The sequence below is a fragment of the Pseudescherichia vulneris NBRC 102420 genome, from assembly GCF_000759795.1.
Classification (GTDB): Bacteria; Pseudomonadota; Gammaproteobacteria; order Enterobacterales; family Enterobacteriaceae; genus Pseudescherichia; species Pseudescherichia vulneris.
In genome coordinates this window covers 1-22,451 of sequence record NZ_BBMZ01000016.1, presented here as the reverse complement: position 1 = coordinate 22,451, position 22,451 = coordinate 1, and the positions used below count along the sequence as shown (strand labels likewise).

The 22,451-nt window shown below is 57.7% G+C and carries 26 protein-coding genes; 20 read left to right on the top strand and 6 right to left on the bottom strand.

Annotation, left to right across the window (positions count from 1 at the left end; all coding sequences use genetic code 11):
• Positions 1–30: 30 nt before the first annotated feature.
• From EV102420_RS14645 to EV102420_RS14635, 3 genes are read right to left on the bottom strand one after another with little or no spacing between them, the layout of a single operon-like run.
• Positions 31–900 (bottom strand): phosphoribulokinase, encoded by an 870-nt coding sequence (locus EV102420_RS14645; RefSeq protein WP_042393074.1) that lies wholly within the window; start codon positions 898–900, stop codon positions 31–33.
• 53 nt (positions 901–953) lie between these two features.
• Positions 954–1,172 carry a YheU family protein gene (locus tag EV102420_RS14640; RefSeq protein WP_042393072.1) on the bottom strand — a complete coding sequence of 73 codons (219 nt, stop codon included), beginning with the start codon at positions 1,170–1,172 and terminating at the stop codon, positions 954–956.
• Complete coding sequence (locus tag EV102420_RS14635) at positions 1,173–2,189, bottom strand: hydrolase (protein ID WP_042393070.1); 1,017 nt, start codon at positions 2,187–2,189, stop codon at positions 1,173–1,175.
• Positions 2,190–2,457: 268 nt separating this feature from the next.
• Here EV102420_RS14635 and mdcA point away from each other — a divergent pair, with 268 nt between their 5' ends.
• From mdcA to mdcH, 8 genes are all read left to right on the top strand, one after another.
• Positions 2,458–4,113: a malonate decarboxylase subunit alpha gene (gene mdcA / locus EV102420_RS14630; protein WP_042393068.1), complete on the top strand. Its 1,656-nt coding sequence runs from the start codon at positions 2,458–2,460 to the stop codon at positions 4,111–4,113.
• Positions 4,113–4,970, top strand: a complete 858-nt coding sequence (locus tag EV102420_RS14625) for a triphosphoribosyl-dephospho-CoA synthase (protein WP_042393067.1) — start codon at positions 4,113–4,115, stop codon at positions 4,968–4,970. Before mdcA ends, EV102420_RS14625 begins: the two co-directional genes overlap by 1 nt.
• Before the next feature lie 9 nt (positions 4,971–4,979).
• Positions 4,980–5,279, top strand: a complete 300-nt coding sequence (mdcC, locus tag EV102420_RS14620; RefSeq protein WP_042393066.1) for a malonate decarboxylase acyl carrier protein — start codon at positions 4,980–4,982, stop codon at positions 5,277–5,279.
• Entirely contained in the window at positions 5,272–6,105 is an 834-nt protein-coding gene (locus tag EV102420_RS14615) for a biotin-independent malonate decarboxylase subunit beta (RefSeq protein WP_042393065.1), read from the top strand. The genes mdcC and EV102420_RS14615 overlap by 8 nt, the downstream gene beginning before the upstream one ends.
• Positions 6,105–6,905: a biotin-independent malonate decarboxylase subunit gamma gene (gene mdcE / locus EV102420_RS14610; RefSeq protein ID WP_042393063.1), complete on the top strand. Its 801-nt coding sequence runs from the start codon at positions 6,105–6,107 to the stop codon at positions 6,903–6,905. Before EV102420_RS14615 ends, mdcE begins: the two co-directional genes overlap by 1 nt.
• Positions 6,906–7,031: 126 nt before the next feature.
• Positions 7,032–7,991: an AEC family transporter gene (locus EV102420_RS14605; RefSeq protein ID WP_042393061.1), complete on the top strand. Its 960-nt coding sequence runs from the start codon at positions 7,032–7,034 to the stop codon at positions 7,989–7,991.
• Between the two features lie 2 nt (positions 7,992–7,993).
• Complete coding sequence (locus tag EV102420_RS14600) at positions 7,994–8,605, top strand: malonate decarboxylase holo-ACP synthase (protein WP_042393059.1); 612 nt, start codon at positions 7,994–7,996, stop codon at positions 8,603–8,605.
• Positions 8,605–9,501 carry a malonate decarboxylase subunit epsilon gene (mdcH, locus tag EV102420_RS14595; protein ID WP_042393057.1) on the top strand — a complete coding sequence of 299 codons (897 nt, stop codon included), beginning with the start codon at positions 8,605–8,607 and terminating at the stop codon, positions 9,499–9,501. The genes EV102420_RS14600 and mdcH overlap by 1 nt, the downstream gene beginning before the upstream one ends.
• Here mdcH and EV102420_RS14590 read toward each other — a convergent pair.
• Both EV102420_RS14590 and EV102420_RS14585 read right to left on the bottom strand, forming a co-directional pair.
• The gene (locus EV102420_RS14590) at positions 9,491–10,423 is read right to left on the bottom strand and encodes a LysR family transcriptional regulator (RefSeq protein WP_042393055.1); all 933 of its coding nucleotides are present in this window, start codon (positions 10,421–10,423) and stop codon (positions 9,491–9,493) included. The genes mdcH and EV102420_RS14590 overlap by 11 nt on opposite strands.
• A 4-nt stretch (positions 10,424–10,427) precedes the next feature.
• Positions 10,428–12,332: an ABC transporter ATP-binding protein gene (locus EV102420_RS14585; protein WP_042393054.1), complete on the bottom strand. Its 1,905-nt coding sequence runs from the start codon at positions 12,330–12,332 to the stop codon at positions 10,428–10,430.
• Between the two features lie 139 nt (positions 12,333–12,471).
• On the opposite strand from EV102420_RS14585, the gene kefG reads away from it, so the two are divergent.
• The 4 genes from kefG (at position 12,472) to slyD (ending at position 15,726) form a co-directional block, all read left to right on the top strand.
• Complete coding sequence (gene kefG / locus EV102420_RS14580; RefSeq protein ID WP_042393053.1) at positions 12,472–13,023, top strand: glutathione-regulated potassium-efflux system ancillary protein KefG; 552 nt, start codon at positions 12,472–12,474, stop codon at positions 13,021–13,023.
• Positions 13,023–14,831: a glutathione-regulated potassium-efflux system protein KefB gene (gene kefB, locus EV102420_RS14575; protein WP_042393052.1), complete on the top strand. Its 1,809-nt coding sequence runs from the start codon at positions 13,023–13,025 to the stop codon at positions 14,829–14,831. The genes kefG and kefB overlap by 1 nt, the downstream gene beginning before the upstream one ends.
• Before the next feature lie 12 nt (positions 14,832–14,843).
• Positions 14,844–15,044, top strand: a complete 201-nt coding sequence (locus tag EV102420_RS14570; protein WP_042393050.1) for a YheV family putative zinc ribbon protein — start codon at positions 14,844–14,846, stop codon at positions 15,042–15,044.
• Positions 15,045–15,138: 94 nt separating this feature from the next.
• Positions 15,139–15,726 carry a peptidylprolyl isomerase gene (gene slyD / locus EV102420_RS14565; protein ID WP_042393048.1) on the top strand — a complete coding sequence of 196 codons (588 nt, stop codon included), beginning with the start codon at positions 15,139–15,141 and terminating at the stop codon, positions 15,724–15,726.
• A gap of 144 nt (positions 15,727–15,870) precedes the next feature.
• Here the strand turns inward: slyD and EV102420_RS14560 are convergent, their stop codons facing one another.
• The gene (locus EV102420_RS14560; protein ID WP_042393046.1) at positions 15,871–16,089 is read right to left on the bottom strand and encodes a protein SlyX; all 219 of its coding nucleotides are present in this window, start codon (positions 16,087–16,089) and stop codon (positions 15,871–15,873) included.
• Between the two features lie 214 nt (positions 16,090–16,303).
• On the opposite strand from EV102420_RS14560, the gene fkpA reads away from it, so the two are divergent.
• The 8 genes from fkpA (at position 16,304) to fusA (ending at position 22,336) form a co-directional block, all read left to right on the top strand.
• Positions 16,304–17,134 carry an FKBP-type peptidyl-prolyl cis-trans isomerase gene (gene fkpA, locus EV102420_RS14555; protein ID WP_042393044.1) on the top strand — a complete coding sequence of 277 codons (831 nt, stop codon included), beginning with the start codon at positions 16,304–16,306 and terminating at the stop codon, positions 17,132–17,134.
• A 165-nt stretch (positions 17,135–17,299) separates the two neighbouring features.
• Complete coding sequence (locus EV102420_RS14550; RefSeq protein WP_042393043.1) at positions 17,300–18,022, top strand: helix-turn-helix transcriptional regulator; 723 nt, start codon at positions 17,300–17,302, stop codon at positions 18,020–18,022.
• A complete protein-coding gene (gene tusD, locus EV102420_RS14545) occupies positions 18,022–18,408 on the top strand; it encodes a sulfurtransferase complex subunit TusD (RefSeq protein ID WP_042393039.1) in 387 nt (128 codons plus the stop codon). The genes EV102420_RS14550 and tusD overlap by 1 nt, the downstream gene beginning before the upstream one ends.
• Positions 18,408–18,767, top strand: a complete 360-nt coding sequence (tusC, locus tag EV102420_RS14540) for a sulfurtransferase complex subunit TusC (protein WP_042393035.1) — start codon at positions 18,408–18,410, stop codon at positions 18,765–18,767. The genes tusD and tusC overlap by 1 nt, the downstream gene beginning before the upstream one ends.
• A 7-nt stretch (positions 18,768–18,774) precedes the next feature.
• Positions 18,775–19,062, top strand: a complete 288-nt coding sequence (tusB, locus tag EV102420_RS14535) for a sulfurtransferase complex subunit TusB (RefSeq protein WP_042393032.1) — start codon at positions 18,775–18,777, stop codon at positions 19,060–19,062.
• Between the two features lie 125 nt (positions 19,063–19,187).
• Positions 19,188–19,562, top strand: coding sequence for a 30S ribosomal protein S12 (rpsL, locus tag EV102420_RS14530; protein WP_000246815.1), 375 nt, complete (start codon positions 19,188–19,190; stop codon positions 19,560–19,562).
• A 95-nt stretch (positions 19,563–19,657) separates the two neighbouring features.
• A complete protein-coding gene (gene rpsG, locus EV102420_RS14525) occupies positions 19,658–20,128 on the top strand; it encodes a 30S ribosomal protein S7 (RefSeq protein ID WP_004106370.1) in 471 nt (156 codons plus the stop codon).
• A gap of 93 nt (positions 20,129–20,221) precedes the next feature.
• Positions 20,222–22,336: an elongation factor G gene (gene fusA / locus EV102420_RS14520; protein WP_042393029.1), complete on the top strand. Its 2,115-nt coding sequence runs from the start codon at positions 20,222–20,224 to the stop codon at positions 22,334–22,336.
• The last annotated feature ends 115 nt before the right edge of the window (positions 22,337–22,451 follow it).

Genomic DNA, 22,451 nt, shown 5'->3' with positions numbered 1-22,451 from the left:
GCTTACCGGGCCTACATGACGCGCACTATTTTATTCAATCTTCTTGCCTTCCATCAGCCGCTGCACCAGCGGCAGCATGATCAGCTCCATCGCCAGCCCCATTTTGCCGCCCGGTACCACCAGGGTGTTGATATGGGAGATAAACGAGCCTTGCAGCATCGCCAACAGCCAGGGGTAATCGATCCCCTCCAGATCGCGGAAGTGGATCACCACAAAGCTCTCGTCCAGCGAGGGAATATTTTTGGCGGCAAAAGGGTTTGAAGTGTCGACCGTGGGGACGCGCTGGAAGTTGATGTGGGTGCGGGAGAACTGCGGCGTAATGAAGTTGATATAGTCATCCATCGAGCGCACCACCGAGTCCATCACCGTCTCTCGGGAGTGGCCGCGCTCGCTGGTGTCACGGATCATCTTCTGGATCCACTCCAGGTTGATAATCGGCACCACCCCCACCAGCAGATCGACATGGCGCGCCACGTCGTGCTGGGGCGTCACCACGCCGCCGTGCAACCCTTCGTAAAAGAGAATATCGGTGGGTTCCGGCAGCGGCTGCCACGGCGTAAAGGTGCCCGGAACCTGGTTCCATGGCACGGCTTCGTCGTAGGTGTGCAGATACTTGCGCGCCTGCCCGGTGCCGTTGTGGCCATATTCGATAAAGGTCTGCTCCAGCAGGCCAAAATCGTTGGCGTCCGGGCCAAAGTAGCTGATATGCCGCCCGGCATCGCGTGCCTTGCGGATCGCCATATCCATCTCCGGACGGGTATAGCGGTGGAAGCTATCGCCCTCCACCTCAGCGGCGCGTAGCCCGAGCTGAGAAAAAATTTTACGAAAGGCGAGGCTGGTGGTGGTGGTTCCTGCACCGCTGGAACCTGTCACAGCAATCACCGGATGTTTGGCTGACATAGCGAACGACTCCCTGATAAGCAGCAGAAGAGGGCGGATCGCCTGACGCAGCGTTATTCGCGAAACTGTTTACGGGGCATAATATTGACCGTCTCGTGTAGCTCTGACCACACCAGCACGGCCTCACCCGTTTCCAACTGACGCTTTACGTCGGCAACCTTTTGCTCAAGCGAACGCTCATGTTCACCATAATCGGTGCCTTCACGCAAGACAAAGCTCTCAATCAGGCTGTAGAGCGTCTCGGGTGGAACCTCTTGCCAGGGAATAATCATCTATGCCTCCAGATAGGGTGCCAGCCAGTCGGGGATGCGCTTTTCAAGCCACATCTCAGGGCGGCGCAGCGTGCCGCCAACGAAGCCAACATGGCCGCCATGTTCGGTCAACTGATACTCAATATTAGCGGGTAAATGGCCCGCCGCCGGAATGACGTGGTGATCCATAAAGGGATCGTCTTTGGCATGGATAATTAGCGTCGGCTTGCGGATCTGCGGCAGGACCGGCATGGCGCTGCTTCGGCGGTAGTAGTCGATGGCATCATCGAACCCGTGCGCCTTCGCGGTGATCAGGTCATCAAACTCACGGATGCGACGCACGCGCTTGAGCTGGGCGAGATCGATCGGCAGAGAGCCGGGATAGGCCTTGAGCTTGCGCGTGGCGTTGGCTTTCAGCAGGTTGAGCAGGTAATGCTGATAGAAGCGTGTGAAACCCTTATCCATATGGAGACTACAGGCCTCCAGCACCAGCGGCGCTGAGACAATCACCGCCGCGTTGAGCGGCAGGCTGTCGTCGGCTTTAGCCAGCAGGCAGCCAAGCATATTGCCGCCGAGGGAGTAACCCACTGCCGCCGTCGGGGCCGGGCCCAACTCATTATGCAGCCAGTGCAGGAACGCGCTGCCATCTTCGGTTTCGCCGGAGTGATAGATGCGGTTTAGGCGGTTAGGCTCGCCGCTGCAGCCGCGAAAGTGCATCACCACCCCAAGCCAGCCGCGCTGTTTGGCAGCGTGGATTAAGCCATGGGCGTAGGGGCTGTGCAGGCTGCCCTCCAGACCGTGAAAGACCACCAGCCGGGGCTTATCTTTTGCCTGCTGCGGATCTTCGCTCCATGCCAGATCGACAAAGTCGCCGTCGGGCAACTCAAGGCGCTGCCATTGAGCGGTGAACTGCAGACGGCGGCGCAAAATACGCGGCAGCATGGTCTGCAAGTGCGGGTTGCTTGCCCCCGGCATCGGGCGGAATTCAACGTTATCTTCCGCCGCAGCGGGAAGCAGTAAGGGTGTTATTTGGGTCATGTCGTGCGAGTTATTTTTCAGTTATCTGCCGAACACTATACCTCTACGAATAAATTATGTTTATGAAAATGGGTCACTACTGCCGCTTCCCCCTGGCGTAACGCATTTTTCTACCCTCTGGGCTGATCTGAATCACAAATCCATATTTTGATCGTTACTCTCAGGCTAACGATCCTGCCAACAGCTTTATTGATGCATTTTTCAACAGCGCGCACACTTGCTTCAGCGTTAAGCAAATCAAAACGATTGCTGAATCAGGAGGTTAATAATGTTATCTGGGCAAACGCCTGCACGGGTCTGGAACACACGACGCACTGAGAAACAGCGTCGTCTGGCTTCTGTCCCGGTAGAAGGCAAAGTGCTGCCGACCGACGACCTGGTCGCCATGCTGGAAAAACTCATTGCACCCGGCGACAAAGTGGTGCTGGAAGGCAACAACCAAAAACAGGCGGATTTTCTTTCCCGCTCCCTTGCACAAGTCAGCCCGCAGAAAGTGCACGATCTGCATATGATCATGCCAAGCGTTGGCCGCAGCGAACACCTCGACATCTTTGAAAAGGGCATTGCCCGCAAGCTGGATTTCTCTTTCTCTGGTACGCAAAGCCTGCGCATTTCGCAGCTGCTGGAAGACGGCCAGCTGGAGATCGGTGCGATTCATACCTACATCGAACTCTATTCCCGACTGTATGTTGACCTGTCGCCGAACGTGGCGCTGATCGCCGGTTATAAGGCCGATCGCAAAGGTAACCTCTATACCGGGCCGAGCACCGAAGATACGCCAGCGCTGGTTGAAGCCGCGGCGTTCCGCGACGGTATCGTCATCGCGCAGGTCAACGAGCTGGTGGATGACGAATGCGATTTACCGCGTGTCGACATTCCCGGATCGTGGATCGACTACGTGGTAGTAGCGGACAAACCGTTCTTTATCGAACCGCTGTTTACCCGCGATCCGCGCCTCATCAAACAGGAACACATCCTGATGGCGATGATGGCCATCAAAGGTATCTACGCTGAGCACCAGGTGCAGTCCCTGAACCACGGTATCGGTTTCAACACCGCCGCCATTGAGCTGCTGCTGCCCACCTACGGCGAACAACTCGGCCTGAAAGGCAAAATCTGTAAGCACTGGACCCTGAACCCGCATCCGACGCTGATCCCGGCGATTGAGAGCGGCTGGGTGGAGAGCGTGCACTGCTTCGGTGGCGAACTGGGGATGGAAGAGTACATCCGCGCCCGTCCGGATATTTTCTTTACCGGGGCCGACGGCTCGATGCGCTCCAACCGCGCCTTCTGCCAGCTGGCAGGGCAGTACGCGGTCGATATGTTCATCGGTTCGACCCTGCAAGTTGATGGCTATGCCAACTCCTCAACGGTAACGCGTGGTCGCCTGTCCGGTTTCGGCGGTGCGCCAAACATGGGCCACGATCCACACGGTCGTCGCCATGCCACACCGGCGTGGCTCAACATGATCACCGAACCCGATCCGATGCAGCGCGGTAAAAAACTGGTGGTGCAGATGGTCGAAACGTTCCAGGCAGGTTCAAAACCGACCTTTGTGGAAAAACTCGATGCTGTTGACGTGGCAAAAGCATCTGGCATGCCGCTGGCTCCCGTGATGATTTACGGCGATGACGTGACCCACGTCCTGACCGAAGAGGGTATCGCTTACCTCTACCGTGCCGAAAACATGGAAGAGCGTCGGGCGATGGTCGCTGCCGTTGCTGGGATCACCGATATTGGCCTTGGCGTTGACGCGAAACGCGTCGCCGACCTGCGCCGCAGCGGCAAAGTGGTTTATCCGGAAGATATCGGCATCCGCCGCACCGACGCCACCCGTTCGCTGCTGGCCGCCGGTAGCGTGTCGGATCTGGTGGAGTGGTCTGACGGTCTTTATAACCCACCTGCAAAATTCCGGAGCTGGTAATGAAACATCTGCCACAGATTCAGGCTCAGGGCGGTGCCGAATGGCTGGCGCATACCGCCACCCAGTGTCTGATTGACGAAGCACGTTTAAGCCCGAAGCCCGGTCTTGTGGACAGCCGGGGAAACGGCGCGCATCACGACCTGTCGCTAGCGCTGATGGAGCGCTCGGCGCGCAGCCTGACCCCGACGTTTCATGCCCTGGCGCAGCAGAGCTGGCAGCGGCCAGCGGACATTGCGCTTAGACAAACGATTGGACGACTCGGCCGCGAAGGCGAGCAGCAGATGATGGCAGCCACCCATGGCGTCAATACCCACCGGGGCGCGATTTGGGCGCTAGGGCTGCTGGTCAGCGCGGTGGCGATGCTCGGTGGCGAGGGCAACGCGCAGACGGTTACCCGCACTGCCGCCGATCTGGCGACGCTGCCAGATGACGCTGCCCCGAAGGTCTTCAGTAAAGGGCTGCGTGCAACCCACCGCTATCGCGTGCCGGGTGCACGGGAAGAGGCCCAGCAGGCGTTTCCGCACATCATGCAGTATGCCCTGCCGCAGTTGCGGCAGAGCCGACTGAACGGCTGTAACGAAACGCATGCCAGGCTTGATGCCCTGATGGCCATTATGACCTCTCTGACCGACACCTGTGTACTGTCCCGTGCCGGGATGGAGGGGCTTGAGGTCATGCAGTTCGGTGCACGTGCCGTACTCAATGCGGGCGGCACCGCGCAGCTGGCAGGGCAGCAGGCGCTGGCAAGATTAGATCGCCAGATGCTGATGCTCAACGCCTCGCCGGGTGGTGCAGCGGATCTGCTCGCTGCCACTCTGTTTCTCGACCGTGTCGAATCGCCCTATTTAAAGCATTAAGAGGATGTTATGGAACAGATCACAATCTCTGTGCCCGCCAGCCGCACGCTAAGCGGCAAAGCGCTGGCAGGCGTTGTTGGATCCGGCGATATGGAGGTGTTATTCACCGCCGCGCCGGGCGAGACGCTGACTATTGATATTACCACCTCCGTGGACAACAGCCGTGGACGTTGGGAAGCGCTATTTAACCGCCTTACCCTGGTAGGCAGCCTGCCCGCCGGCAAGCTGGTGATCCACGATTTTGGGGCGACGCCTGGCGTAGCCCGCATTCGTATCGAACAGGTCTTTGAGGAGGTGAGCCATGCGTGATGACCGCAGCTTTATCGAATTAAAAGCGCGTGAGCGTGCTCGTACCCTGCTGGATGAGGGCAGCTATCGCGAACTGCTGGATCCGTTTGAAGGCATCATCTCACCGTGGCTGGGGCCACAGGGCATCGTACCGCAGGCTGACGACGGCATGGTGGTGGCTAAAGGCACCATCAACGGCCAACCCGCCGTAGTAGTGGCTATTGAAGGCACCTTCCAGGGCGGCAGCATGGGCGAAGTCTCCGGTGCGAAGATGGCGGCAGCGTTGGAGCTGGCGGCGGAAGATAACCGCAACGGTACTCCTACCCAGGCCGTGCTGTGTCTGGAGACTGGCGGGGTACGTTTACAAGAGGCCAACCTCGGTCTGGCGGCGATTGCCGATATCCATGCAGCGATTGTCGATCTGCGTCGTTATACGCCGGTTATTGGCATCGTGGCGGGTACCGTGGGCTGCTTCGGCGGGATGTCGATTGCTGCCGCGCTGTGCAGCTACCTGCTTGTCACCCGCGAGGCGCGCCTCGGTCTGAACGGTCCGCAGGTTATTGAACAGGAGGCGGGGATTGAAGAGTACGACTCCCGCGACCGGCCGTTTATCTGGAGCATGACCGGCGGCGAAGTGCGCTATCAGAGCGGACTCGTCGATGCGCTGGTTGGCGACGGCATCAACGCCGTAAAAGGCGCGATGAATGACTTCATCGCCAAGGGCGTACCGGAAAAACACCGTACCGACAACTACGCCTGGTATCTGGATCGTCTGAGCCATTTCGATACCGCAAAACAGGCGGATGCAGAACAAATTAAAGCGCTCTTTGCCCGGGAGGATAAATAATGAGTCATTCAATAAGCCGCGGCGAATTATGGCTGGAAACCCTGGTGCCCAACGCCAAACGTCTGGAAGGGCTGTGCCCATCCGTACAGGCTGCTGATGGTGAACTAAATGGTGAAGCCATGCGCTTTATCGCGGTTGTACCGGATGCGAATAACCACTATCCGCGTGCCACTAAAGGTGAAGTGGGTCTGCTGGAAGGCTGGACCCTGGCAAAAGTGGTGAGCGAAACCATCGCTGCCGATGCCCATAACGCCGTGAAGCGCCCGATTGTGGCGGTGATTGACGTGGCAAGCCAGGCCTATGGCCGCCGCGAAGAGGGTTTTGGTATCCATCAGGCGCTGGCCGGGGCCGCTGCGGCCTATGCCAATGCACGTCTGGCGGGCCATCCGGTGATTGGCCTTATCGTCGGTAAAGCGATGTCCGGTGCGTTTCTGGCGCACGGCTACCAGGCAAACCGCCTGATCGCCTTTAATGATAACGGCGTGCTGATCCACGCGATGGGTAAAGAGTCTGCCGCGCGTATCACTCTACGTACCGTTGAAGCGCTGGAAAAACTGGCGGCAACCATTCCGCCGATGGCCTACGACATCAGCAACTACGCCACGCTCGGGCTGCTGGAAAACCTACTGGATATCAGCAATCCGGATGCCCCCTCAGAACACGATCTGGCCCTGGTGAAAACCGCCCTGCAACAGGCCATTAACGACGCTCGACAGGATCCTACGCTGAAAAGCCGTCTGGGTGCTGACAATCGCCGCAGTTCAGCCCTCGTGCGCGAACGCATGCGAGCAAGCTGGTAAGAAAAGAGAGACCTGCCAGAGGTAAGTCCCCGTGGGCGCATTCGCTGCGCCCGCGAGGAGAACGACGCCCTGAAAAATAACAATCATCGCGCCAGTGCTAAAACTTTTAACCACAGGTGATTTTTTATGACTTACGTAATTGTTCATGCTCTCGCACCGATTTTTATCATCATGCTGCTGGGCTTCTGGGCCGGCAAAGCAAAGATGGTCGATAATAAAAACGTTTCCCTGCTCAATATCTTTGTGATGGATTTTGCTCTGCCCGCCGCGCTGTTTAGCGCTACGGTGCAGACCCCGTGGACCGGCATCGTCGCGCAGTCGCCGCTGATTCTGGTTCTGACGCTGGCGATGTGGATCACCTATGCCGCGATCTACTTCCTGGCGACAAAAGTCTTTAAAAAGTCACCGCAGGATGCCGCCGTGCTCACGCTGACCGTTGCGCTGCCGAACTACGCCGCGCTGGGCCTGCCGATTTTGGGTAGCGTGCTGGGTGAAGGCCCGTCAACGTCACTCTCCGTCGCGGTCTCAATCGCCTGCGGCTCCGTGCTGATGACACCTTTCTGCCTGCTGATCCTTGAGCGTGAAAAAGCGCGTGCTGAAGGCAACAACAGCGGCTCTACGCTCTCTATGCTGCCGGTACTGATGTGGCGCTCGATTAAAAAACCGATTGTTATGGGGCCGCTGCTGGGGGTCATTCTCTCTGCGATTGGCATTAAAATGCCGGAGCTGGTGCTGGCGGCGATCAAACCGCTGGGTCTGGCTGCTACCGCCGCTGCGCTGTTCCTGACCGGGGTGATCCTCTCGGCCCGTAAACTGCAAATCAACACCATGGTGATCACCTCAACCATCGCCAAGCTGCTGATCCAGCCCGCGATTGCCTGGGGTATCGTGCTGGCCCTTGGCCTCTCCGGCTCCGTGGCCATCACCGCTATCCTGATGATTGCGCTCTCAGCGGGCTTCTTCGGCGTGGTATTCGGTAACCGCTTTGGCGTGCAGTCCCCGGATGCAGAAGCCGTGCTGCTGTTAAGCTCCGTACTGTGTATCCTGTCGTTGCCGCTGTTTATCTCGCTGACTTCAGGAATGTAACCATGACTACGCTGCGCCCCCACGATCTTATCTGGCTGACAAACCGCGAGGCGCTCGCCGGGGTTGATGAACCCTGGGTAGCGACGGTATGGCACCCAGGCTTACCGGTGGTGGTGCGGCGTGACGTGGACGGGGAGCGCATTCCGGTTGGGGTGCGCGGTATCCGCCGCGACCAGCGCGCGGCAGGCTGGACCGACGCGACGCAGGTGGTGCGCGTGGTCTCCCCAGAACAGCTGGTAGAGAGTAACGATCTGCTGCGCTCGCCGTTTATCTCGCAGCCGCCGGTGCAGGTGGCGTTTCAGCTTGCCCAGCAGGCGTGGCCGTGGGTCTGGGGCATTACCGGCAGCAGCGGCTATGCGCTGGCCACCGGCATTCCAGTGATCCACGCCAGCAGCGATCTTGACCTGCTGATCCGCGCGCCGCAGCCGCTCTCTCGCGAGCTACTGCTCCGCTGGCAGACGCCGTTGACCGATGCGCTGTGTCGGGTCGATACCCAGGTCGATACCCCGCTCGGCGGCTTTGCCCTCAACGAATGGCTGCGCGACGGGCGCGTCTTGCTTAAAACCAGCCGGGGCCCGCGTCTGGTCAGCGATCCCTGGCACAGGGAGGAATGATGAAAATTCTGTTTACCTTTCCCGGACAGGGGACTCAGCGCCCCGGTATGCTGCAACATCTGCCCGGTCACGAGATGGCCGAGGCGCGTGAAGTATTGGGCGCAGAGGCCGACACCCTCGACAGCCCTGAGGCGCTAAAGCATACCCGCGCGGTGCAGCTCTCCCTGCTGATTGCCGGCGTCGCCTGGGCGCGAGAGATGCAGCGCCGCGGCATTGAGCCGGATCTGGTCAGTGGATTATCAATTGGCGCCTATCCAGCGGCAGTCATCGCCGGGGCGCTGGATTTCAACGATGCGTTAACCCTCGTGGCGCTGCGCGGCGATCTGATGGAGCAGGCCTACCCGCACGGCTACGGCCTGACGGCGATCATGGGACTAACCCTGACGCAGGTGGAGGCGCTGGTAGCGGGCAGCGGCACCTACATTGCCAATCTCAATGCCGAGACGCAGATCGTTATCGCCGGGCGCGATGAGGAGATGGCCCAGGTGGCACAGCAGGCGCGGGCGAAGGGAGCAACGAAAGCCCAGCGTCTGGCGGTGAGCGTTCCGTCGCACTGCGAGCTGCTGAATGCCCCCGCGCAGAAGCTGGCGCAGGCCTTTGCCGGGGTGACGCTCTCTCGTCCCCGCTGCGCCTATCTTAGCGGCAGTACCGCCCGCGTGCTGTGGCAGCCGGAGCGCATTGCAGACGATCTGGCGATGAACATGGCGCGGACGGTGCGCTGGCAGGAAGCAATGGTTGCCGCCAACGAGCGCGAGGCGCGGCTGGCCATTGAGATGCCGCCGGGCGGCATTCTGACCTGCTTAACCCGTCAGGCAGCGTGGGAAGGGGAGACGGTCTCTCTTGAACGCAGCGGAGTAGACGTTGTCGCCCATTTGGCGAAGCGTCTCAGGGCGTAACGTTCTGTTCCAGACTACGGGCGTACATGCGCCCTTCGGCGGCCAGCGCCAGCAGGTTGGGATCGTGCTCGCGGCTGCGGGCAAAGACAATGCCAATCTGCTGCTGCATCTGGTACGGCTCTGCTAATTTCAGCAGCTGTACCGAGCTCTCATACACCTTTTTCATCCGCCCCGGCATCAGGGTAAAGCCCACCCCGGCCTGCACCAGGCTAAGCATCGAGAAGATATCATTCACGCGGGTCACGATCTCAGGCTCAAAGCCAGCGATGTGAAACGCTTCCTGGAACCCGGCGTAGGTCGCAAACCCCTCCGCCAGCGAGACAAACTTCTGCTGACGGTAGTCGCGTAGATCCGCCAGCTCGCCGGTATTCAGCGTAGCGCAGGCCGGTGCGGCAAGAAAGATATCGTCGTGAAACAGCGGCAGCACTTCGAACTGGGCCAGATCAACCTGGTTATCAGAGAGCGAAATGAGGATTGCATCCAATTCGCCGTCCTCCAGCTTCTGCAGCAGCATGTCGTTGGAGCCCATCGTCAGGTTAATCTCCAGCTCCGGCCGCCGCAGCTTCATCCCCATAAGCAGGCGCGGCACCGTCTCCAGGGTGAGCGAGTAGAGCGTGCCCACCCGCAGTCGACCCTGGCCAACGCCCGCCGTCTTGCGCGTCTCCTCAAGGCCGCGGGCCATCAGCTGCGTCACCTCCTGGCAATACTCCAGCAGCGTCCAGGCTGCAGGCAGCGCAAGCAGGTTGCGTCCCTTGTGCACAAACAGCGGACAGCGGACGCTCTCCTCCAGGGTGTGCAGCGCCCGGTGGACGCTGACGCCGCTGATCTCCAGCGCCTCGGCGGTGCGGGCGATGTTACCCTTCTCCATAAAGGTCATGAAGATGGTTAGCTTGCGGAAGGTGATGTCGCTGGCGATGTCCATGGCGTTACTCGCTTTGCAGCATGCCTTCAAGCTGCTCCTGGGCTTCAAGCCACGCCATCTCACACTCCTCCAGGCCCGACTTCGCGCTGGCCTGGGCCTGCAGACACTCGGTCAGCTCGGCCTTGCGGCTCTGATCGTACAGGCCGCTGTCGCCAAGCTTCTCTTCGGCCTTCGCTAGCTGGGCATTGAGTTTCTCCATCTCTTTCTCCAGACGGGCGATCTCTTTGCGCAGGGGCTGGGTCTGGGTACGCAGCTCCGCTTCCCGGCGCTTCTGGTCTTTACGTGCCTGGGCGCTGTTGCCGCTCTCCTTCGCTGTCTCGGCAGGCTGATTCTCCTGCTTCTGCACGTCGCTGAGCCACTGCTGATAATCCTCCAGATCGCCGTCGAACGACTCGACTTTGCCGTCGTGGACCAGGTAGAGATCGTCGGTGGTGGAGCGGATCAGGTGACGATCGTGCGACACCACCACCAGCGCGCCTTCAAACTCGATCAGCGCTTCGGTCAGGGCCTGGCGCATGTCGAGATCCAGGTGGTTGGTTGGCTCATCGAGCAGCAGCAGGTTCGGGCGCTGCCAGACGATCAGGGCCAGCACCAGCCGGGCCTTTTCACCGCCGGAAAAACGCTGGGTGTTCTCTGTGACCTTGTCGCCATGAAAATCGAAGCCGCCCAGATAATCCCGCAGCTTCTGCTCCGCTTCCTGCGGGGCAAGGCGCGCCAGGTGCTGCAACGGTGACTCGTCCGCCCGCAGGAACTCCAGCTGGTGCTGGGCGAAGTAGCCAAGCTTAATGCCTTTCGCGAGGCCAATATCACCGCCGGTAGGAGCAAGCTCGCCCGCCAGCAGCTTGATCAGCGTCGATTTACCCGCGCCGTTGCGCCCGAGCAGACCAATACGCGAGCCCGGCACCAGGTTGAGCTTGATCGAATTCAGAATGGTGCGATCGCCGTAGCCCGCGCTGACCTTCTCCATCTTCAGCAGCGGGTTGGGCAGGCTCTCCGGCGCACGGAAGCTGAAGTGGAAGGGGTTATCCACGTGCGCCGGGGCAATCAGCTCCATGCGCTCCAGCATCTTCACCCGGCTCTGGGCCTGCTTGGCCTTGCTGGCCTTGGCTTTGAAGCGGTCGATAAAGCTTTGCAGGTGCGCCACGCGCTGCTGCTGGCTCTCGTAGGTGGCCTGCTGCTGCGCCAGACGAGTTGCGCGCTGGCGCTCAAACGAGCTGTAGTTGCCGGTATACTCGAACATACTCTGCTGTTCGATATGGATGATTTTATCCACCACCGGATCGAGGAAGTCACGGTCGTGGGAGATGAGGATCAGCGTACCCTGATAGCTCTTCAGCCAGCGCTCCAGCCAGATCACCGCATCGAGATCGAGGTGGTTGGTGGGCTCATCGAGCAGGAGCAGATCCGAGCGGCAGACCAGCGCCTGGGCAAGGTTGAGACGCATACGCCAGCCACCGGAGAAGTCGCTTACCGGGCGTTCAAGCTGCTCGGTAGAGAATCCTAGCCCGTGCAGCAGGCTGGCGGCGCGGGAGCGAATAGTCCAGGCGTCGATAGCGTCAAGCTTGCCGTGCACGGTAGCAATGGCATGGCCGTCGTTACGCTCGTTGGCGTCGTTGAGCTGGGCCTCCAGCTGGCGATACTCGCGATCGCCATCAATAACATAGTCAATGGCGGGCTCGCTGAGGGCCGGGGTCTCCTGATTCACCCACGCCAGCTGCCAGTTGGCAGGGTAGGTGAAGCTGCCACCGTCGGCGGTAAGCTCATTTTTCAGCAGCGCCAGCAGGGTAGATTTCCCGCAGCCGTTTTTACCCACCAGCCCGACTTTCTGGCCGGGATTGATGGTGGCGGTGGCGTTATCCAGCAGGACACGCACGCCGCGACGAATTTGTAGTGAGGAGAAAACAATCATAGAGCGCCGTATGTTCCGACTATGTTAATTTGTCATTATGATAATGTGGAGTGCGCCTATAATGCCGCACCAGGGCGCAATGGTAGCCCGAAACGACAACGATACACAAAATCATTAAAACATAACCGGGAGGGGAGCGATGTCCCAGACAGCCAAAGTGCTGCTGCTGTATGCCCATCCGGAATCACAGGACTCGGTAGCTAACCGGGTGCTGCTTAAGCCGGCAATGCAACTCGACAATGTGACAGTGCACGATCTCTATGCGCACTATCCAGACTTTTTTATCGATATCCCTCGCGAGCAGGCGCTGCTGCGCGAGCACGACGTCATCGTCTTTCAGTATCCTCTCTACACCTATAGCTGTCCGGCGCTGCTCAAAGAGTGGCTGGATCGCGTTCTGACCCGCGGCTTCGCCAGCGGACCGGGAGGCAACCAGCTGGCGGGCAAGCGCTGGCGCTGCGTGATCACCACCGGCGAGCCGGAGAGCGCCTATCGCTACGACGGTCTTAACCGCTACCCCCTTAGCGATATCCTGCGTCCCTTTGAGCTGACGGCAGCCATGTGCCATATGCAGTGGATGACGCCGTTTATTGTCTACTGGGCGCGCCGCCAGCCGAAAGAGGAACTGGCCAGCCATGCTAAGGCCTACGGCGACTGGCTGGCATCACCCACCGCGACGGGAGGTCGCTAATGGAAGGAACCGATCTGCTGCTGGCGGGCGTACTGTTTCTGTTTGCCGCCGTAGTCGCCGTACCGCTGGCTGCCCGGCTGGGCATTGGCGCAGTGCTGGGCTATCTGCTGGCGGGCATTGCTATCGGCCCATGGGGGCTGGGATTTATCAGCGACGTTGATGAGATCCTCCACTTCTCTGAGATGGGCGTCGTGTTTCTGATGTTTATTATCGGCCTCGAGCTCAACCCGTCAAAGCTGTGGCAGCTGCGGCAGTCGATCTTCGGCGTCGGGGCGGCACAGGTGCTGCTCAGCGCTGCGATCCTCGCCGGGCTGCTGATGCTGACCGACTTCGCCTGGCAGGCGGCGGTGATTGGCGGCATTGGCCTCGCGATGTCCTCAACCGCGATGGCGCTCCAGCTCATGCGCGACAAGGGGATGAACCGCAGCGAGGCGGGACAGCTGGGATTCTCGGTGCTGCTGTTCCAGGATCTGGCGGTGATCCCGGCTCTGGCGCTGGTGCCGCTGCTGGCGGGCAGCGGCGATGACCACTTCGACTGGATCAAGATTGGCATGAAGGTGATCGCCTTCGCCGGGATGCTGGTGGGTGGTCGCTATCTGCTGCGCCCGGTGTTCCGCTTTATTGCCGCCTCCGGGGTGCGGGAGGTCTTTACCGCCGCCACGCTGCTGCTGGTGCTCGGCTCGGCGCTGTTTATGGACGCGCTGGGGCTGTCGATGGCGCTCGGCACCTTTATCGCCGGGGTGCTGCTGGCCGAGAGCGAGTACCGCCACGAGCTGGAGTCGGCCATCGATCCGTTCAAAGGTCTGCTGCTGGGGCTATTCTTTATCTCAGTAGGCATGGCGCTTAACCTGGGCGTGCTCTATACCCATCTACCGTGGGTTATCGCGGCAGTCGTCATTCTGGTGGCGGTAAAAACCACGGTGCTCTATCTGCTGGCGCGCCTCTATGGTCTACGAAGCTCGGAGCGGATGCAGTTCGCCGGCGTGCTCAGCCAGGGCGGTGAGTTCGCCTTTGTGCTCTTCTCGACCGCCTCCTCGCAAAAGCTATTCCATAACGATCAGATGGCGCTGCTGCTGGTGACGGTCACCCTGTCGATGATGACCACGCCGCTGCTGATGAAAGGCATTGATAAGGGACTCTCCCGGCGCTTCAACAGCCCGGAGGAGGAGGGGGAAGCCCAGTGGGTTGAAGATGACAAGCCGCAGGTGATCATCGTCGGCTTTGGCCGCTTCGGCCAGGTGATTGGTCGCCTGCTGATGGCCAACAAGATGCGCATCACCGTACTGGAGCGCGATATCAGCGCGGTGAACCTGATGCGCAAATATGGCTATAAGGTCTACTACGGCGACGCGACTCAGGTCGAGCTGCTGCGCTCGGCGGGCGCGGAGGCGGCGGAATCGATCGTTATTACCTGCAACGAGCCGGAAGACACCATGAAGCTGGTCGCCATTTGCCAGCAGCATTTCCCGCACCTGGCCATTCTTGCTCGGGCACGGGGACGTTTTGAGGCGCACGAGCTGCTCCAGGCGGGGGTGACGCAGTTCTCCCGTGAGACTTTCTCCAGTGCGCTGGAGCTGGGGCGTAAGGCGTTGGTCTCGCTGGGTATGCATCCTCACCAGGCGCAGCGAGCGCAGCTGCATTTTCGTCGTCTTGATATGCGGATGCTGCGCGAACTGATGCCGGTGGTGCATACTGATACACAGCAGATCTCCCGCGTCCGGGAGGCGCGGCGCGAGCTGGAAGAGATTTTCCAGCGTGAAATGCAACAGGAGCGCCGGCAGCCGGATGGCTGGGACGAGTTTGAATAGAGGGTAAAAAGTATGGCGATACGTAAACGTTTTATCGCGGGTGCCAAGTGCCCAGCCTGTCAGGCTCAGGACACGCTGGCGATGTGGCGCGAAAATAATGTCGATATTGTTGAGTGCGTTAAGTGCGGCCACCAGATGCGCGAGGCGGATAAAGAGGCCCGTGAGCACGTTCGCAAAGAAGAGCAAGTGATCGGGATTTTTCATCCAGACTAGCGATATGCCCTAGCTTTTTTTAAGCTTAAGGGTACACAGGGGCAGAATTCCGTTACAATCTGCGCCAGCAATTTACCCACGCTCAGGAGATATCATGAAAGTAGCAAAAGACCTGGTGGTCAGCCTGGCCTATCAGGTACGTACAGAAGACGGTGTGTTGGTTGATGAGTCTCCGGTAAGTGCGCCGCTGGACTACCTGCACGGTCACGGCTCCCTGATCTCTGGTCTGGAGTCCGCGCTGGAAGGTCACGAACCTGGCGACAAATTTGACGTGGCGGTGGGCGCAAACGACGCTTACGGTCAGTACGACGAGAACCTGGTGCAGCGCGTACCGAAAGACGTCTTCATGGGCGTTGACGAACTGCAGGTAGGCATGCGCTTCCTGGCTGAAACTGACCAGGGTCCGGTACCGGTTGAGATCACCGAAGTGGAAGATGACCACGTCGTGGTTGACGGTAACCACATGCTGGCTGGCCAGAACCTGAAGTTCAACGTTGAAGTCGTTGCCATTCGTGAAGCGACCGAAGAAGAGCTGGCCCACGGCCACGTTCACGGCCCGCACGGCCACGATCATGGTCACGACCATGAACACGGCGACGGCTGCTGCGGTGGTCACGGCCACGATCATGACCACGGTCATGGTAAAGGCGGTTGTGGTAACGGCGGTTGCGGCTGCCACTAATCGTCTAAGCTAACCACGCCCGGCGGCGTAAACTTGCCGGGCCTACGGTTTAGCATTGGCGTGTAGGCCCGGTAAGCGAAGCGCCACCGGGCACAAAAAAGCGGGAATATTCTCCCGCTTTTTTTACGTCTCGCGTTTTAAAAATCAATAGTGGGGCGGCGGCGTCTCTTCTGACTGAGAGGCCATATGGGAAGGCTGGCTGGCTTTCAGCTTCTCGGTAACGAGGCGCATCAGGTCCCGCAGCTTCGCCATCTCCAGCTCGTGGGCGGTGACCGTCTGGTTAAGCTCCTCGATCGTAATCTCCTGAAAAGCCAGACGGCTCTCCAGCTCTGCCAGCCGCGCTTCCAGCGTCATATTCTGCATGTTTCACCTCATCTGTTTTAGCCCGGATTCTACGCAACTTTACGTGGCTGCGCAGCCCACCTGACATCCTTAAGAAACTAATTTAAACAAAAATAGTCACAAAAGAGGCAACAATCGGGAATGTCGTTATATAGATTTCTCCCACAACGATTTATAGTACGTTTTTCAAATACGCAAACCCTGGGGTAATTTGCCCCCGGCCCTGGAGATATGGATGAAATCACTGTTTAAAGTCACGCTGCTGGCGACCACGATGGCCGTTGCGCTGAATGCACCTCTTTCTTTTGCTGCTGACGCTCCGGCTAAAGCCCCGGCAACCACCGACAGCAAAGCGGCATTCAAAAACGACGACCAAAAATCAGCCTATGCGCTGGGCGCGTCACTGGGTCGTTATATGGAAAACTCCCTGAAAGAACAGGAAAAACTGGGCATCAAGCTGGACCAGGCTCAGCTGATCGCTGGCGTCCAGGACGCCTTTGCTAACAAGAGCAAGCTCTCCGACCAGGAGATCGAACAGACTCTGCAGGCGTTTGAAGCACGCGTGAAGGGTGCTGCTCAGGAGAAGATGGAGAAGGACGCGGCTGAGAACGAAACCAAAGGCAAAGCCTTCCGCGACACCTTTGCTAAAGAGAAGGACGTGAAAACCTCCTCTACCGGCCTGCTCTACAAAGTAGAGAAAGAGGGGACCGGCGATGCACCGAAAGATAGCGATACCGTGGTGGTTAACTACAAGGGTACGCTGATCGATGGTAAAGAGTTTGATAACTCCTACACCCGTGGCGAACCGCTCTCCTTCCGCCTCGATGGTGTGATCCCAGGCTGGACCGAAGGCCTGAAAAACATCAAGAAAGGCGGCAAAATCAAGCTGGTGATCCCACCGGCACTGGCCTACGGTAAAACCGGCGTTCCGGGTATCCCGGCTAACTCTACGCTGGTCTTCGACGTAGAGCTGCTGGATATCAAACCGGCGCCGAAAGCGGATGCGCAGCCGAAACCGGACGCGGCAGCACCGGCAGAGCAACCTGCCGCAGCGGATAAAAAGTAATACGCTGACAGCCGCCGCCTAACCAGGCGGCGGTTTTTTATTACAGGGCAGGTATAATTAACACTGGCAGCGCCCTGTGCGCTGTATTAATTTAGATGTCCCTGTAAATGATGAGCCTGCCCTGAAAACATAACGACAGGCTCCTGAAAAGGAGTGTTTTTTTTCATGTCCAGGTCGCTATTAACCAACGAAACCAGCGAGCTCGATCTGCTGGATCAACGGCCTTTTGATCAGACCGACTTCGATATCCTGAAATCCTACGAAGCGGTGGTCGATGGGTTAGCGATGCTCATTGGTGCCCACTGTGAAATCGTCTTGCACTCCTTGCAGGATCTCAAATGCTCCGCCATTCGTATTGCTAACGGTGAACACACCGGGCGTAAGATTGGCTCGCCGATCACCGATCTTGCCCTGCGCATGCTGCACGACATGACGGGCGCAGACAGCAGCGTCTCGAAGTGCTACTTCACCCGCGCCAAAAGCGGCGTGCTGATGAAGTCGGTCACCATTGCCATCCGCAATCGCGAGCACCGGGTCATTGGCCTGCTGTGCATCAACATGAACCTTGATGTTCCCTTCTCGCAGATCATGAACACCTTTATTCCGCCGGAGACGCCGGACGTCGGCTCTGCCGTGAACTTTGCTTCCTCGGTGGACGATCTGGTGATGCAGACCCTGGAGTTCACCATTGAAGAGGTGAATGCCGATCGTAACGTGTCTAACAACGCGAAGAACCGTCAGATTGTGCTGAACCTCTACGAAAAGGGCATTTTTGATATCAAAGATGCGATTAACCAAGTGGCCGATCGGTTGAATATCTCTAAGCATACGGTCTACCTCTACATTCGCCAGTTCAAGAGCGGCGACTTCCAGGGGCAGGATAAGTAATGCGTTTTGCCTTAATGGTGACGGGGCCTGCCTACGGTACGCAGCAGGCCAGCACCGCGTGGCAGTTTGCCCAGGCACTGCTGGCTGCGGGTCACGAACTGGCGAGCATCTTTTTCTACCGGGAAGGGGTCTATAACGCCAACCAGCTGACTGCCCCTGCCAGCGACGAGTTCGATCTGGTTCGGGCCTGGCAGACGCTGCACCTTGAGCATCAGGTTGAACTGCATATCTGCGTGGCGGCAGCGCTGCGGCGTGGCGTCACCGATGAGAGCGAAGCGCAGCGTGCTGGCCTGGCCAGTGCCAATCTTCAACCGGGTTTCTCTCTCAGCGGCTTAGGCGCGCTGGCCGAGGCGGCGTTAACCTGCGATCGCGTGGTGCAGTTCTGATGAAAAGTGTGGCATTTGTTTTTAACTCCGCACCGCATGGCTCGTCTGCGGGACGGGAAGGGCTGGACGCGCTACTGGCAATGTCGGCCCTGACCGAGGAGATTGGCGTCTTTTTCCTTGGCGACGGCGTTTTTCAGCTGCTGGCCAACCAGCGTCCTGGCGATATCCTTGCGCGCGACTATATCGCCACCTTTAAGGTGCTGCCGCTCTATGACATCGAACAGCTCTGGCTGTGCGCGGCCTCGCTGCGCGAACGCGGACTGAACGCCTCAAATTCTTTTATTCTCGATGCCCAGCCGCTGGAACCCGAAGCGCTGCGCGAGTGTCTACATCGCTATGACGTCGTTATGACGTTTTGAGGCTGTTATGCTGCATACTCTTCGTCACTCTCCCTGGCAGTGCGACATGGCCGCGCTGATGCGCACGTTGCAGGAGGGGGATGACCTGCTGCTGCTCTCTGATGGCGTCACGGCGGCGGTTGTAGGAGGTCACTACCTTGATTTACTGCTGGCTGCCCCCATAACTGTTCATGCTCTACAGGAAGACGTTGATGCCCGCGCTCTTTCTGGTCAAATTTCGAACAGAATCGTCCTGGTTAGCTATACTGATTTCGTTAGCCTGACGGTAAAACACGCCGCCCAGATCGCCTGGTAGTGTGAGATCTGCTGTATATTTCTTGACACCTTTTGAGCACAGCCCTAAAATTCCGCGTCCTCATATTGTATGAGGGCGTTTTATTACGTGTTTACGAAGCAAAAGCTAAAACCAGGAGCTATTTAATGGCAACAGTTAACCAGCTGGTACGCAAACCACGTGCACGCAAAGTTGCGAAAAGCAACGTGCCTGCACTGGAAGCCTGCCCGCAGAAACGTGGTGTATGTACTCGCGTATATACCACCACTCCTAAGAAACCAAACTCCGCACTGCGTAAAGTTTGCCGTGTGCGTCTGACTAACGGTTTCGAAGTTACCTCCTACATCGGTGGTGAAGGTCACAACCTGCAGGAGCACTCCGTGATCCTGATCCGTGGCGGTCGTGTTAAAGACCTTCCGGGTGTTCGTTACCACACCGTTCGTGGTGCACTTGACTGCTCAGGCGTTAAAGACCGTAAGCAGGCTCGCTCCAAGTACGGCGTGAAGCGTCCTAAGGCTTAATGGTTCTCCGTTAAGTAAGGCCAAACGTTTTAAATTAATGTCAAACTAAACTCTTTGAGTTTTGGACAATCCTGAATTAACAACGGAGTATTTCCATGCCACGTCGTCGCGTCATTGGTCAGCGTAAAATCCTGCCGGATCCTAAGTTCGGATCAGAACTGCTGGCTAAATTTGTAAATATCCTGATGGTAGATGGTAAAAAATCTACTGCAGAAGCAATCGTATACAGTGCTCTTGAGACCCTGGCTCAGCGCTCTGGTAAAAATGAACTGGAAGCTTTCGAAGTCGCTCTCGACAACGTGCGCCCGACTGTAGAAGTTAAGTCTCGCCGCGTTGGTGGTTCTACTTATCAGGTTCCAGTTGAAGTTCGTCCGGTTCGTCGTAATGCTCTGGCAATGCGTTGGATCGTTGAAGCTGCTCGTAAACGCGGTGATAAATCCATGGCTCTGCGCCTGGCGAACGAACTTTCTGATGCTGCAGACAACAAAGGTACTGCAGTTAAGAAACGTGAAGACGTTCACCGTATGGCAGAAGCCAACAAAGCGTTCGCACACTACCGTTGGTAATCCCTTCGGAGTAATAGTCACCAAGCGGGCGCTTTATGTAAGCTGCCCGCTTTGGGCTACATAACATGAACGCTAAGGCAATAGAGGAATCAAATGGCTCGTACAACACCCATTGCACGCTACCGTAACATCGGTATCAGTGCGCACATCGACGCCGGTAAAACCACTACTACCGAACGTATCCTGTTCTACACCGGTGTAAACCACAAAATCGGTGAAGTACACGACGGCGCGGCAACTATGGACTGGATGGAGCAGGAGCAGGAGCGTGGTATTACCATCACCTCCGCAGCGACCACTGCATTCTGGTCTGGTATGGCGAAGCAGTATGAACCGCATCGCGTAAACATCATCGACACCCCGGGCCACGTTGACTTCACCATCGAAGTAGAACGTTCCATGCGTGTTCTTGACGGTGCGGTAATGGTTTACTGCGCAGTTGGTGGTGTTCAGCCGCAGTCTGAAACCGTATGGCGTCAGGCAAACAAATATAAAGTTCCACGTATCGCGTTCGTTAACAAAATGGACCGTATGGGTGCGAACTTCCTGAAAGTTGTTGGTCAGATCAAATCCCGTCTCGGCGCGAACCCGGTTCCGCTGCAGCTGGCGATTGGTGCTGAAGAAGGTTTCACCGGTGTTGTTGACCTGGTGAAAATGAAAGCCATCAACTGGAACGATGCCGACCAGGGCGTTACCTTCGAATACGAAGATATCCCGGCTGACATGCAGGATCTGGCTGAAGAATGGCACCAGAACCTCATCGAATCCGCTGCTGAAGCTTCTGAAGAGCTGATGGAGAAATACCTGGGCGGTGAAGAACTGACTGAAGAAGAGATCAAAACTGCTCTGCGTCAGCGCGTTCTGAACAACGAAATCATCCTGGTAACCTGTGGTTCTGCATTTAAGAACAAAGGTGTTCAGGCGATGCTGGATGCGGTAATTGATTACCTGCCATCTCCGGTAGATGTTCCGGCGATCAACGGCATGCTGGATGACGGTAAAGATACCCCGGCTGAGCGTCACGCAAGTGATGACGAGCCGTTCGCGGCGCTGGCGTTCAAAATCGCTACCGACCCGTTCGTAGGTAACCTGACCTTCTTCCGTGTGTACTCCGGTGTGGTTAACTCTGGTGATACCGTACTGAACTCCGTGAAATCTGCACGTGAGCGTTTCGGTCGTATCGTTCAGATGCACGCTAACAAACGTGAAGAGATCAAAGAAGTTCGCGCGGGCGACATCGCTGCAGCAATCGGTCTGAAAGACGTGATCACCGGTGACACCCTGTGTAACCCGGATCACCCGATCATTCTGGAGCGTATGGAATTCCCTGAGCCGGTAATCTCCATCGCCGTTGAGCCGAAAACCAAAGCTGACCAGGAAAAAATGGGTCTGGCTCTGGGCCGTCTGGCTAAAGAAGACCCGTCATTCCGCGTTTGGACTGACGAAGAGTCTAACCAGACTATCATCGCGGGCATGGGTGAGCTGCACCTCGACATCATCGTTGACCGTATGAAGCGTGAATTCAACGTTGAAGCGAACGTCGGTAAACCTCAGGTTGCTTACCGTGAAGCGATTCGCGCAAAAGTTACCGATATCGAAGGCAAACACGCCAAGCAGTCTGGTGGTCGTGGTCAGTACGGTCATGTTGTTATCGACATGTACCCGCTGGAGCCGGGCTCTAACCCGAAAGGTTACGAGTTCATCAACGACATCAAGGGTGGTGTAATTCCTGGCGAATACATCCCTGCCGTTGATAAAGGCATCCAGGAACAGCTGAAAGCTGGCCCGCTGGCGGGTTACCCGGTAGTGGATCTGGGCGTGCGTCTGCACTTCGGTTCTTACCATGACGTTGACTCCTCTGAGCTGGCGTTTAAACTGGCTGCGTCTATCGCCTTTAAAGATGGCTTTAAGAAAGCAAAACCAGTTCTGCTTGAGCCGATCATGAAGGTTGAAGTAGAGACGCCGGAAGAGAACACCGGTGACGTTATCGGTGACCTTAGCCGTCGTCGTGGTCAGCTGAAAGGTCAGGAATCTAACGCTACTGGCGTTCAGATCCACGCTGAAGTTCCGCTGTCTGAAATGTTCGGATATGCAACTCAGCTGCGTTCACTGACTAAAGGTCGTGCATCTTACTCCATGGAATTCCTGAAGTATGATGATGCGCCGAACAACGTTGCTCAGGCCGTAATTGAAGCCCGTGGTAAATAAGCCGCAGGGTTAAAACCTAAGTCCCGTGCTCTCTCCAGAAGGGGAGAGCACTATAGTAAGGAATATAGCCGTGTCTAAAGAAAAATTTGAACGTACAAAACCCCACGTTAACGTT